General features: G+C 41.8%; 11 protein-coding genes. All 11 read left to right on the top strand.

From position 1 onward, the window contains the following. Positions 1-4: 4 nt before the first annotated feature. The 11 genes from BM243_RS03055 (at position 5) to BM243_RS03005 (ending at position 12,709) form a co-directional block, all read left to right on the top strand. Positions 5-1,699 (top strand): M3 family oligoendopeptidase, encoded by a 1,695-nt coding sequence (locus BM243_RS03055; RefSeq protein ID WP_074910160.1) that lies wholly within the window; start codon positions 5-7, stop codon positions 1,697-1,699. 144 nt (positions 1,700-1,843) lie between these two features. Beyond that, positions 1,844-3,085: an EF-P 5-aminopentanol modification-associated protein YfmF gene (gene yfmF, locus BM243_RS03050; protein WP_074910157.1), complete on the top strand. Its 1,242-nt coding sequence runs from the start codon at positions 1,844-1,846 to the stop codon at positions 3,083-3,085. Beyond that, positions 3,085-4,356 carry an EF-P 5-aminopentanol modification-associated protein YfmH gene (gene yfmH / locus BM243_RS03045; RefSeq protein WP_074910154.1) on the top strand — a complete coding sequence of 424 codons (1,272 nt, stop codon included), beginning with the start codon at positions 3,085-3,087 and terminating at the stop codon, positions 4,354-4,356. Before yfmF ends, yfmH begins: the two co-directional genes overlap by 1 nt. A gap of 238 nt (positions 4,357-4,594) precedes the next feature. After that, complete coding sequence (gene mraZ / locus BM243_RS03040) at positions 4,595-5,023, top strand: division/cell wall cluster transcriptional repressor MraZ (protein ID WP_074910152.1); 429 nt, start codon at positions 4,595-4,597, stop codon at positions 5,021-5,023. An 8-nt stretch (positions 5,024-5,031) separates the two neighbouring features. Next, the gene (gene rsmH, locus BM243_RS03035; protein ID WP_074910149.1) at positions 5,032-5,958 is read left to right on the top strand and encodes a 16S rRNA (cytosine(1402)-N(4))-methyltransferase RsmH; all 927 of its coding nucleotides are present in this window, start codon (positions 5,032-5,034) and stop codon (positions 5,956-5,958) included. A gap of 30 nt (positions 5,959-5,988) precedes the next feature. Then, positions 5,989-6,489, top strand: coding sequence for a hypothetical protein (locus BM243_RS03030; protein ID WP_074910146.1), 501 nt, complete (start codon positions 5,989-5,991; stop codon positions 6,487-6,489). A gap of 15 nt (positions 6,490-6,504) precedes the next feature. Continuing rightward, positions 6,505-8,241, top strand: a complete 1,737-nt coding sequence (locus BM243_RS03025; RefSeq protein WP_074910142.1) for a peptidoglycan D,D-transpeptidase FtsI family protein — start codon at positions 6,505-6,507, stop codon at positions 8,239-8,241. 109 nt (positions 8,242-8,350) lie between these two features. After that, on the top strand, positions 8,351-9,706 hold the full coding sequence (locus tag BM243_RS03020; RefSeq protein ID WP_074910140.1) for a UDP-N-acetylmuramoyl-tripeptide--D-alanyl-D-alanine ligase: 1,356 nt from the start codon (positions 8,351-8,353) through the stop codon (positions 9,704-9,706). After that, complete coding sequence (gene mraY / locus BM243_RS03015; RefSeq protein ID WP_074910137.1) at positions 9,697-10,644, top strand: phospho-N-acetylmuramoyl-pentapeptide-transferase; 948 nt, start codon at positions 9,697-9,699, stop codon at positions 10,642-10,644. The genes BM243_RS03020 and mraY overlap by 10 nt, the downstream gene beginning before the upstream one ends. 25 nt (positions 10,645-10,669) lie before the next feature. Next, positions 10,670-11,854, top strand: a complete 1,185-nt coding sequence (gene ftsW, locus BM243_RS03010) for a putative lipid II flippase FtsW (RefSeq protein ID WP_083422571.1) — start codon at positions 10,670-10,672, stop codon at positions 11,852-11,854. Positions 11,855-11,881: 27 nt separating this feature from the next. Continuing rightward, the gene (locus BM243_RS03005) at positions 11,882-12,709 is read left to right on the top strand and encodes a cell division protein FtsQ/DivIB (protein WP_074910135.1); all 828 of its coding nucleotides are present in this window, start codon (positions 11,882-11,884) and stop codon (positions 12,707-12,709) included. The last annotated feature ends 4 nt before the right edge of the window (positions 12,710-12,713 follow it).

Raw genomic sequence — 12,713 nt, 5'->3', positions numbered from 1 at the left:
AACGATGAAATTTCAAGACTACAAGTATGAACGTCCTGTGGTAGAGGAAATCAAAAAAGAAGCAGATGTGCTCTTTTCTGCCATGGAAAATGCAACAACAAAAGAAGAGTTTTTACAGCACCTGGATGCATTCATACAGCTGAGGCTCCATGTGGAGACCATGTTCCAGCTGGTATCTATCCGTCACAGCATTGATACCAGAGATGAGTTCTATGATAAAGAGTCCGACTATGTGGATATGGCAATGCCTGAACTGCAGAATCTTGTGACAGGTTTTTATCATATTATTCTTCAGACACCATACCGCACTGAGATTGAAAACAAATACGGCAAGCATCTTCTTAACCTTGCTGAGCTTTCAGTGAAAGCGTTCAAACCTGAAATCATTGAAGATCTTCAGGAGGAGAATAAGCTTTCATCAGAATACTCCAAACTGGTTGCTTCAGCGAGCATTCCTTTTGAAGGAGAAGAACGTAATCTTTCCGGACTGATTCCATTTATGGAGCATAAGGAAAGAGCGGTTCGAAAATCTGCTTATGAAGCCTATTCAGGTTTCTTCAAGGAGCATGAGGCTGAGTTTGACAGAATCTATGATGAACTGGTTAAAGTTAGAACAAGAATGGCGAAGAAATTAGGCTATGAGAACTATGTGCAGATGGCCTATGACAGTCTTCTAAGAACCGAATACGGTCCAAAGGAAGTAGCAGGATATCGTGAAGCGATCTTGAACCATATCGTACCTGTGGTGAAGGAACTTCGAGTGCGTCAGGCCAAGAGGCTCGGACTGGATGGTCTCAAGTATTATGATGAAGCCATAGAGTTTACCACTGGAAACGCTACACCCAAAGGAAGTCCAGAATGGATCATCGAGAATGGTAAAAAAATGTATGAGGAACTCTCACCTGAAACAAAAGAGTTCTTTGACTTCATGACTGAGCACGAACTTCTGGATCTGGTTACCAAAAAAGGAAAGCAGGCAGGAGGGTACTGCACTTATATCGCAGACCATAAGGCTCCGTTTATTTTCTCCAATTTCAATGGTACTTCAGGAGACATTGATGTGCTGACTCATGAAGCAGGTCATGCATTCCAGGTATATTCATCAAGACACTATGAGGTTCCAGAATATAGCTTCCCAACCTACGAAGCATGCGAAATCCATTCCATGTCCATGGAGTTCTTCACATGGCCTTGGATGAATCTGTTCTTTGAGGAAGATACGGAAAAGTACAAGTTTTCCCATCTTCAGGGAACACTCCTCTTCCTTCCCTATGGAGTTACGGTGGATGAGTTCCAGCACTTCGTTTATGAGCATCCTGAAGCCACACCTGCTGAAAGAAAGGCAAAGTGGAGAGAGATTGAGAAGAAATACTTGCCATTGAAGGATTATGAGGAGAATGACCTGTACAACAGAGGTGGATTCTTCTTTAAACAGCTTCATATTTTTACTTCACCATTTTATTACATCGACTACACTTTGGCTCAGGTATGTGCGCTGCAGTATTTTATGAGAAGCCGTAAAGAAGGAAAGAAAGCTTGGGATGATTATGTTGCACTCTGCAAAGAGGGTGGAAGCAAACCGTTCCTGGAACTTGTGGAACTGGCTGGACTGAAAAATCCATTCCTGCCCGAGACCATTCCATCCATTATGCCTGAAATCAAAGCATATTTGGATTCAGTAGACGATACCAAATTATAAAGGGAAGTGACATACCCGAAGGACTGCTGTTGAAGCAGTTTTCGGGTGTGTTTTTCTTTAAGAAGATTTTCAGGCTTTAATGTGATACTATATTGTATGCAACTATTTAATGAAATCCGGATTCAAGCTGGATGTGGAGGAAGTATGAAAAATATTGGAATTATTAAAACAGATAAATTTAAGAATAATGCCATCAGCCTTGTGATTCCCGTTGGGCTGGAAGAGAACGTCACAGGGTATAATGTGATGGCTCAACTGATGAAAAGAGGAACCAAGGCATTCAGTTCGTCCTCTGCCATCGCAAGATATCTTCAGGAACTATACGGGGCGGTGTTCGACATCGGATTACATAAAGTGGGAGAAAAGCTTTTTGTGATCTTTTATGTCAGTTTCCTTGATAACAGATTCACTTTATACAAAGAGGATTTATGGGATAAAGCAATTTTTCTTCTGGAAGAGGTGCTGTATCAGCCACTGTTTGTCCGAGAGGATTTTTCGGCGGATATTATCAGTCAGGAACTGGATAATCACAGACTGTATATTGAATCAGTTTATGATGACAAAGGTCACTATTCTATGAATCGGGTAGTGGAAATTGGTGTCTTGGATGAATATAGAATTCCAGAGTACGGCACTTTGGAGGAACTGGATGGAGTGACTCCCCAAGTATTGGAGAAGCTTTGGGAAGAGCTGTTGAAAAAGCCAGCCTTCTGTTATGCGTCCGGGAATATTGAGGATGAGGCTATGATATCAGACAAGCTTTCCCAGTTGAAGATTCTCAAGGATGAGCCTGAAGAGCAGACTGAAGTGTCTTATGGAGAAAGAAGTTTCATAGAGAGAGCGGACATTGTGTATGAACCTATGAAGATCAATCAGGGGAAGATGTCATTGCTGTACAAGACCAATACAACAATTTTCAGTGGCGATTATTTTGCGCTTGCTGTTTTCAATTCTATCTTCGGTGGAGGAGCTCATTCGAAATTATTCAACGAAGTGCGTGAAAAGCACTCTATGGCCTATTCCATATACTCTTCCTTTGATAAGTTCGCTGGTGTCATGACCATTGGAGCTGGTGTGGATTTCACGAAGTTTGACAGAGCGAAGGAGCTCATCGACGAAGAGCTTCAGAAAATGATTGATGGAGAATTCAGCAATGAGGAAATGGAGATTGCACGGACAAAGATGATCAGCACACTTCATTCCATGGAGGATTCCATGTACAACACCTCAAATTATCTCATCGCTCTCAGAGTATTCGGTATTCACTATACGGTGGGTGATGTGATTGAAGGAATCAAAAAAGTAACCAAAGAACAGGTGATTGAAGCGGCCAAGAAAGTGGAGTTTGTATGTGCCCACTATCTAGGTGGAGAGGAGCTTTCATAATGAACTACAAAGAACTGAAATTTATTGACGAAAAAATATATGAGACTGAAATCAACGGACTTAGAGTTTTTTATATACCGAAAAAAGGATTCACAAAATCCTATGCAATTCTGACCTCTGATTTTGGCAGCAAGGATGTCGAGTTTTCTGTTGATGGAGGCGAAACCTTCAAGAAATATCCAGAGGGTATCGCACACTTTTTAGAGCACAAGATGTTTGAGATGCCTGGAGGCCTTAATGTGTTCAACCGGTTTACAGAACAAGGGGCTTCTGTGAACGCATTTACCAATAACCATCAGACATCCTATTATTTCAGCACCACAAACCACTTTATGGAGAATCTTTCACTTCTTCTGGAGATGGTTTTCACACCGCATCTCACAGATGAGAATGTAGAGAAGGAAAAGGGAATTATCGCAGAAGAAATAAAGATGTATGACGACCATCCTGGATTCAGAGGTTATATCGAAGCGTTAAAATCCATGTACTTCACGCATCCTGTACGAGAGGATATTGCGGGAACAGTGGAATCCATCTACAAACTCACAGCGCAAGATCTTATAGAGTGCTATGAAGCATTCTATCATCCGGAAAATATGATTCTTGTTCTCGTTGGAGACATTCCTATGGAGGAAGCTGTTTTGCTGCTTGAGAAAAAGGTGCATAGAGGAGAAAAACTTCACCTGGTCAAGAAAACCTATATGGAGCCGCAGAATGTGAATAAAACAGCCTCGATTCTAAGCATGGGGCTGCAGGTACCCAACTATATTTATGGTGTCAAGGTGTTGCCTGAAAGTCCTAATCTTATGAAGGAGTCGCTCACAGGAACCCTGATGATGAAGCTTGTATTCGGATCCACATCGGTGTTCTATGAAGATATGCTGAAAGAAGGAATCATCAACGACAGTTTTTCCAGTGAATTCAATCTGGGGAGTGATCATGGTGAAATCTTTATGGGCGGTGAATCCAAAGAACCTCAAAAAGTACTGGATACCATAGAAGCTTATATAGAAAAAGTGTTGGCAGATGAAGCCTTTTTTGACGGTCAGCAGGAAGCTGTGGAAAGAATCAAAAAATCAATGACAGGAAGCTTCGTGAATGTGTTTAACTCTGTGGACAGAATCGGAGTAACAACCACAGGGATGCTGCTTCATGGGGAGGATGTATTCTCCTATGTGGATACATTGAAAGAGGTTGATTCAGCGGATGTGAAGGCTGCTTTTCAGCGGGTTTTTCAGAAAGATCACGCCGTTCAGATCATTATTTCCTAAAATCTACATAAAGTTGAAATAGACTAAAGGAATCAATTGTGAATTAATTTACATTATTTTTGTTGGTATTTTCTGAAAATGGCGAAATCCTATGGTGCTCATGAGAAATCAAATTAAAGATTTTTTGTGAATTTTAAACTTATTTTATTTATAACCCTTCAAACTATTGAAGGGTTATATTTTTTTGTGTAGAATGAACATATAAGTGGTGAAAAGTGGTAAAAAGTGGTGATTAAAGATGCTGATTGGTGAGTTTAGTCATGGAATGGATAAGAAAAATAGAATAATTATTCCTGCTAAGCTCAGAGAAGGTCTTGGGGACACATTTATCATGACCAAAGGGCTTGATTCCTGCTTATATATTTATCCAAAATCTGAGTGGGAAGTTTTTGAGAAAAAACTGAAGGCTTTGCCCATGACCGATAAAAATGTTCGTGCCTTTGTCCGTTTCTTCTTTTCGGGAGCAAACGAGATGGAACCGGATAAAATGGGGAGAGTTTTAATTCCGCAGTCGCTGCTTTCATATGCAGGTATTGAAGGTGAAGTAGTAAGTGTAGGTATGATGGATCGTGTTGAAGTGTGGTCAAAAGAAAAGTGGACTGCGTATAACGAGAGTGACATGGATATGGATGCAATTGCGGCAAAAATGAATGAGTTAGGGATTTAGGTGATTGTATGGAATTTAAACATGTATCTGTGCTGCTGGAGGAATGTCTGGAAGCTCTCAATATTAGAAAAGATGGAACCTATGTAGACTGTACGTTAGGTGGAGCAGGTCATTCAAAAGAGATTCTCAAAAGAGTTGAGACAGGGAAACTGATCGGGATTGATCAGGACCAGGATGCGCTTCATAATGCGAGGACAATTTTATCTCAGTACAGCAATGTGATATTAGTTCATTCGAATTTTGAAATGATCAAGTCCATCATTGAAGACCATGCACCTGAAGGTGTTGATGGAATTCTCATGGATCTTGGAGTCTCTTCCTATCAGCTGGATGAGGGAGAGAGAGGTTTTTCCTATATGAAGGATGCGCCTCTGGATATGAGAATGAATCAGGATGATCCTTTCTCGGCCTATGAAGTAGTCAATGAGTATGATGAAGAAAAGATATATAGAATCATCCGGGACTATGGAGAAGAAAAATTTGCTAAAAGAATCGCAGGGTTCATAGCAAAAGCCAGGCAGGAGAAACCAATCAATACGACCTTGGAACTTGTGGAAATAATAAAAAACGCCATTCCGGCCAGAGCAAGAAGAGAAGGTCCTCATCCAGCAAAAAGAACTTTTCAGGCAATTAGAATTGAAGTCAACAGAGAACTCAGTATCTTAAAAGATACCATAGAGGATGCGGTAGACGGGTTGAAGCCAGGGGGAAGACTGGCGATCATCACCTTCCACTCCTTAGAAGACAGAATTGTAAAAAATACATATCGTGATTTAATGGATCCTTGTACCTGTCCAAAGAATATGCCATGTGTCTGTGGGAAGACAGCCACGGTAAAGATTCTTACCAGAAAGCCTATACTGCCCTCGGAGTTAGAAATAGAAGAGAACCCGAGATCACGCAGTGCTAAGCTCAGGGTGTTGGAGAAGCTATAGGTTAGGGACTGATAGAAAGGTGTGATGATGATGGCACTACCAGAACGTGTTCCGTATATTCATGCGGTTCCGAATCCAAGCGTCGAGAGAGAACAGAAGAGACGTGAGGTGGAAGAAAAACGTAAACTTCAAAGATCAAGAGAACAGTATCAGAAAAAGACAGCGGTGCAGAACAATGCTATGAAAAAAAGTGTTGGACGTTCCATTTTCTTTATGGCTGTTCTGCTTGCATTTGTGCTGTTCAGAAGTTCTATGGTGTATGATCTGCAGAATCAGTATGTGGGAATGCAGAATCAGATCAGAGAGACTGAAAAGCTGAATGAGGATCTAAGATCCAAGATCATTAAAGCATCCTCCATTAAGGAGATTGCTGAAAAATCGAAAGAAATGGAACTTCAGACTGTGAATCGTGAAGATTATATTGAAGTGGACTTATCGGTGAATCATTTTTCAGATGGTGTAACTGTAACTGAAGAGAAAAGTCTTTCTGAACAAATTCTATCCCTGATTCCCTTTGAATTTGCTCATTAAGAACATGAGGATTGTATGAAGAAATCAAGATACTGGGCGGTTATTATCATAACGTTTGGGGTATTTATGGGGCTGAGTGCCCGTCTCATTTATGTCACGGTCATTGCCCGTGATGAGATTCTTTCGAAGGCGCAAAGTCAGATCTTGCAGAAATTGGCTCTGCCTGCCAAGAGGGGAAGCATCGTAGACCGTAATGGTGCTCTACTGGCTTCTTCAACGGATGCTTACCGTGTAGATGTGGATCTTGCTACATTCAGAAGAAAGCTTGAAAAGACAGACCGTGAGGCTTCTTATTACGCAGCGCCTCTTGCAGAGGTGTTAGGGATGGAAGTGGATGAGGTTCTTAGTAAACTCACTTCTGAAAGTACCTCTGTCATTCTGAAGAGAAAAATTGAAAAAGATACGATTGATGCGCTTCGTGCTTATATCGATGAAGCGAATGTTGATTTTCTTGTCATCGGATATGATGATATCCGATATTTTCCAAACAGCAATTATCTTGCTCAGGTTCTGGGGGCTGTCAATATAGACGGTGAAGGTATTATGGGACTGGAGTATTATTACGATGATCTGCTGAAGGGTGTAGACGGAATCAAGATTGCGGAAACAGACAAACAAAGAAGAGAACTGCCCTATAGTGATGTGATTGAAACTCCTGCCATCAATGGAAGCGACTTGTATCTCACCATTGATGAGAAAATACAGTATATTGTGGAAAAAACAGCGGAAGCTGCCATGGAAAAGCATGAAGCCGACAGTGTGACGATACTTGTGTCAGATCCTAAAACTGGAGGCATTTTAGGGCTTGTGAATCTTCCGGACTTTGATCCGAACAAACCCTTTGAAGGGAAAACCAGTGATGAGTTCAATGAAATATCACGTAACTTCGCGGTAAATGATTCATATGAGCCTGGTTCCACGTTTAAGATTGTAACGATCTCAGCGGCACTGGAAGAGGGTGTCATTGGAGAACATGAGCACTTCCACTGTGACGGATTTATTTATGTCAATGGAGTGCGGATAAAATGCGTCAACAACAAAGCCCATGGGGATCAAACAGCAGCAGATGTTTTAAAGAACTCCTGTAATGTGGCAACCGTTCAGATTGCACAAAGGCTTGGTGCTGAAAAGTTTAATGAGTATCTTAAAAAGTATCAGTTTGGAGCGAAAAGCGGAATTGACCTTCCTGGTGAGGCAAGTGGAATTATTTTTAATCTGGAAGACCTTACACCAATCAATCTAGCGACTTCTTCATTTGGTCAGGCACAGACTGTAACGCCAGTTCAAATGCTGAATGCGATGAATACTGTGGCAAATGGTGGAGAGATGATCCAGCTGCATGTGGCAGAAAAGGCGGAACTTACAGATGTGAATGGAGAGATTACTGTAGAAGATCTCAATGAAGAAGAGGGGATTCCAATACTTTCTGAAAGTACTGCGGAAAGTATGCTGGAGTATCTCTATGGTGCAACAGGAAAGAATCCAACAAACCGTGCCTATATTGAAGGAATAAATGTGTTCGGGAAAACAGGTACAGCACAGAAAATCATTACGGACGAGAATGGAAAGCAGAAATATTCCGATGAGGAGTACATTTCTTCTTTCATCGGGGGCGCACCTTATGAAGACCCTAAGATTACAGTGCTTGTTATTGTGAATAATCCAAAGGATGAGATTTTTGGTTCCATCGTCGCTTCGCCTTGGGCTCGTGAAATTTTCTTGGAAGTGGATCAATATTTGTCCTTACGTTAATCAATAATAGCATGTGATTTCACATGCTATTTTCTTTAATCAAAGTAACGGGAAAAGAAATATGTTATAGTAGTTTAGTGATTTTGACTGATGGAGTAGTGAGGTAAAGATGAAAACCATTTTTATAAAAGATATTGCAGAGAAACTGGGTGCAGAAGTCTATGGTAATATGGAAGCCAGTTTCCAGGGCGTTTTTATTGATTCAAGAATTGTGTCGGAAGATTCTTTGTTTATCGGCATTAAAGGGGAACATTTCAACGGAAATGAGCACTACCTGGATGCATTTGAAAAAGGGGCATCAGTAGCCATTGTTGAAGGTGTAGAACTGACAGAGATTCCAGCGGGAAAGACTGTGCTGAAGGTTCAAAGCACCTATCGTGCAATTCTGGATCTTGCTCATTACTACAGATCTCTTTTATCTGTAAAAATCATCGGTATTACAGGATCCACTGGAAAGACCTCCACAAAGGATATTCTTCATGGGATGCTCTCAAAAAAATATCGGGTGTTTAAAACATCTGGAAACTATAATAATGAACTGGGACTCCCGCTGATGATCTTTTCACTGGATGACAGTTATGATTATGCGGTTCTGGAAATGGGCATGAGCGCTCCTTTAGAGATTCATAATCTGGCACGGGTAGCCCTGCCGGACTATGCTATCATAACCAATATCGGGTTATCTCATATCGAGAACTTGGGGTCACAGGAGAACATACTGAAAGCGAAAATGGAAATCACGGATTTCTTCTCAGAACAGTCTCTTCTCGTGCTGAATGGAGATGATCCCTATCTGAATACTGTTTCAGGCAAAAAGTACCGCATACTTACAGGGGGTCTGAAAGAAGGAGACTATATTGCAAAAAATATCAAGCTGCATGAAGACTCTGTAGAATTCACAGTGAATAGGTCAAAAGAAGTCATCCGTTTAAATATACCAGGAAGACATAATGTGCTGAATGGAATTCTCTGTTACATTATATCGAAGGAGCTGGGGATAACGGACCAGGACCTTCGAGAGGTGGAAGTTGCGAAGAGTGCCATGAGAATGGACGTCTTGAAATACGAACATGTAACTGTAATCAACGATTGTTATAATGCAAGCCCAGATTCCATGAAAGCGGCACTTCATTATCTTGCCCAGTTCAGTGGCCGGAAAGTAGCAGTGCTTGGGACGATGCGTGAGCTGGGGGAGGAGTCATTGGAGGCGCATAAAGCTGTCGCTCTTGCAGCAAAAGAGCGTAGCGTTGATCAGGTTCTCTTCGTAGGAGAATACCAAAAAAATATGGTGGAAGCTTTTGGAGAAGGAGCTGTAGGAGTGGATACCTTTGAAGAAGCGCAGCATACACTAAAACACTGTTTGAAGAAAGATGACGTGGTGCTCCTGAAAGCATCTCGAGGAATGTACTTTGAGAGATTTCTGCCAATACTTGAGGAACTCGGAGGAAATGAAGAATGGAAATAAGTGTCATCGCACTTTTTGTCAGCATGGCTGCCGGTGTAGCCATGGGACCCTACGTGATCAGTAAACTGAGAGCTTTTAAGCTTGGTCAGAACATCAGGCAGGAAGGTCCTGAATCCCACTTGGTGAAACAAGGAATACCAAGTATGGGAGGAGTCCTGTTTCTTTCAGTTCTTCTTATTGCGGGTCTTCTATTCTCTGGACTAAATCCAACAGTAGTATTCATGATATTTGTGACACTTTCCTTTGGTCTTATTGGTTTTCTGGATGATTTTCTGAAAGTAAAGAAAAAATCATCGGATGGACTGAGCGCCAAAAGTAAAATGTCCTATCTTCTGCTTTTTGGTATCCTTGCAGGAGGCGTGCTTCATTTTGGATTTGACTATGATGCAGTAAGGATTCCCTTTGTGAATACTGAGGTTTCACTGGGGATCTTCTATGTGCTCTTTGTAGTGGTATTTTTTGCAGCTGTGACCAATGCGGTTAATCTGACTGATGGGATAGATGGACTGTCCTCCACAGTGACCATTTGTGTTCTGATATTCTATGTCCTTGTTGGTGTGAAACAGGGCCAGGAGCCTGTTGTTCTTTTTTCATCAGTTCTTATAGGCGGTCTTCTGTCCTTCCTGTTTTATAACCGTTATCCAGCCAAAGTTTTTATGGGAGATACTGGTTCACTGGCGTTAGGCGGTGCAGTAGGTATTGCTGCACTGATGACTAAAACAGAGCTTCTCCTCATTCTTGTGGGGATTGTCTATGTGGTGGAAACTTTATCTGTCATAATTCAGGTGGCTGTTTTTAAGAAGACAGGAAAGCGAGTTTTTAAAATGGCACCAATTCACCACCACTTTGAAGCACTGGGGTGGAAAGAAAATAAAATTGTTGTGGTTTTTGCTTCAGTCACATTACTAGCAGTGGCTGCAGCCTACCTGGTTTTATAGCACGTGAGAGGCTGAGGGAGGCGTCATGGAAAGAACAAAAGATTTTTCTGGAAGAAGTGGCTTGCCTTCATCGAAAGTCAAAGCACAGAAAAAAAGCAAAAAGAAAATTAAAAAGTATAGAGAAGTGGATTTCACCCTGCTTGCAGTTACTGTAGCGCTGGTGTTGTTCGGCCTTCTGATGGTATACAGTGCCTCCAGTTATGAGAACATCGTACGGGGGCGTGAATCCTACTCAGATGTGATAAGACAAGGTTTTTTTGCTGCTGTTGGCCTTTTTGTCATGATTTTTGTGGTATCGAATTTCGATTATCATTTTATGACAATGTCTCGAACGAAACTGTTGGTGTTTGCGGTTTTAGTTCTGAATGTGGCGGTTATACTTTTTGAACCAGTCAAAGGTGCAAGCCGTTGGCTCCGGTTTGGAGGTCTTTCTCTCCAGCCTTCAGAACTTGCGAAATTCACCATGGTGCTCTACGCTGCAAATACACTGAAAAGACTGGACATATTAAAGGGTAGGAAAAAATGGAAACCAACCATCAGAGTTTTTCTCATGATGATTGTGTTTGCAGGTATTGTGGTTGTTCTGCAGAGTAACCTTTCCATTGGAGCAATCATTGTGATTACATCACTGATACTGATTTTCCTAGCCGGAGGGACGTTCCTGCAGCTTTTCACCTACGTTTCCATCGGCATCAGTGGTCTTGGGATTCTTCTATGGATTGAGCCTTATCGTATGGCAAGACTTCTCAATTTTGGGGATCCATTTAAAGAAGCTCAGGGGGCAGGACATCAGCTGGTTCAGTCACTCTACGCACTTACCAGCGGAGGGGTGTTCGGACAAGGAATTGGCATGTCCAGGCTGAAAGCTTTCTGGCTGCCTGAGGCGCAGAATGATTTTATCTTTGCAGTGATAGTTGAAGAACTGGGGCTTATCGGGGGACTTTTCCTGATGCTTCTGCTTCTCATCCTTATTTACAGAGGCATCCGCATATCCATTGAAGCAAAGGATCAGTTCGGAAGACTTCTAGCAGTAGGTATCACAGCCATTTTTGCTTTGCAGTCCTTCATCAATATTGCTGTAGTTATCGGAGCCTTCCCGGTGACGGGGGTGACCCTCCCGTTTATCAGTGCCGGAGGAACATCTCTGGTGGTCAATTTAGTTGCAGTAGGTGTGCTGCTTAATATTTCAAGACAGTCAAAATCCGTGTGATTATGACAAGAAGAGGGGTGGCAGAAAGTGAGCCTAAAAGAAATTCAGGAACGGATGGAACGCAAAAAGCGCCGTAGAAGAAAAAGGATCCTTACTGTCCTTCTTATGTTTGCTATAAGCGCTGGGGTTGTGTTTCTATTGAAAGCACCGTACTTTACAGTTGGAAAAGTAACCGTATCCGGTCAGATAGAGATTCCTAAAGGTTTTGTGGAAGAAAGTGCAAGACCGTTATTCGGTGAAAATATATTTCTTATGAATACACAGACCATCACTGAGCATCTGAAAAAGCATCCCTATTTTTCATCAGCAGAAATCAAAAGAGTGCTCCCCAATGGCATTTCCATCAAAGTAAAAGAACATACGGCCAAAGTCAACTATTACAGCAATGGAGTGTACAGTCTTCTTACAGAAGCTGGGCAGCTTCTGGATGTGGGAGCAAATCCTATAGAGGGAGTGACATTGATTGATACAAGACCACTTCCGGAACTTGGGGCAAATATCTATGAGGATGCACCGGAAAAAATGAGCATACTTGAAACCTTCGTCATACTTCATGAAAGGAATACAAGTGTTGTGGAATTATCAGTACTGGATCTCACGGAGTCTTCCAACATCAAAACGTATTACCATGATACGGAGATTCGTCTGGGATATGGTGATTCATTAAAGGAGAAGCTGAATGCGGCCATCAATATCATCCTTTCAGGTCATCTGGATGAAGTGAAAGGATATCTGGATTTAGCATACGCGGATGATCCTGTGATTTTTGATGAAGGAAGAATCACAACTCCAACAGAAGATGGCTCTTCTGGAGAAGGGGAAGAAGATCAGGAGGAAGAAGGGAATGAAGAGTAAGGTG

It is taken from the genome of Proteiniclasticum ruminis, assembly GCF_900115135.1.
GTDB lineage: Bacteria > Bacillota > Clostridia > Clostridiales > Clostridiaceae > Proteiniclasticum > Proteiniclasticum ruminis_A.
The sequence above is the reverse complement of the archived record's forward strand: the minus strand, read 5'-3'. Positions and strand labels throughout refer to the sequence as shown.

Bases quoted from the DNA above. Each gene is read 5' to 3' on its own strand.
- BM243_RS03055 (WP_074910160.1), top strand. From the start codon at position 5: ATGAAATTTCAAGACTACAAGTATGAACGTCCTGTGGTAGAGGAAATC.
- yfmF (WP_074910157.1), top strand. From the start codon at position 1,844: ATGAAAAATATTGGAATTATTAAAACAGATAAATTTAAGAATAATGCC.
- yfmH (WP_074910154.1), top strand. From the start codon at position 3,085: ATGAACTACAAAGAACTGAAATTTATTGACGAAAAAATATATGAGACT.
- mraZ (WP_074910152.1), top strand. From the start codon at position 4,595: ATGCTGATTGGTGAGTTTAGTCATGGAATGGATAAGAAAAATAGAATA.
- rsmH (WP_074910149.1), top strand. From the start codon at position 5,032: ATGGAATTTAAACATGTATCTGTGCTGCTGGAGGAATGTCTGGAAGCT.
- BM243_RS03030 (WP_074910146.1), top strand. From the start codon at position 5,989: ATGGCACTACCAGAACGTGTTCCGTATATTCATGCGGTTCCGAATCCA.
- BM243_RS03025 (WP_074910142.1), top strand. From the start codon at position 6,505: ATGAAGAAATCAAGATACTGGGCGGTTATTATCATAACGTTTGGGGTA.
- BM243_RS03020 (WP_074910140.1), top strand. From the start codon at position 8,351: ATGAAAACCATTTTTATAAAAGATATTGCAGAGAAACTGGGTGCAGAA.
- mraY (WP_074910137.1), top strand. From the start codon at position 9,697: ATGGAAATAAGTGTCATCGCACTTTTTGTCAGCATGGCTGCCGGTGTA.
- ftsW (WP_083422571.1), top strand. From the start codon at position 10,670: ATGGAAAGAACAAAAGATTTTTCTGGAAGAAGTGGCTTGCCTTCATCG.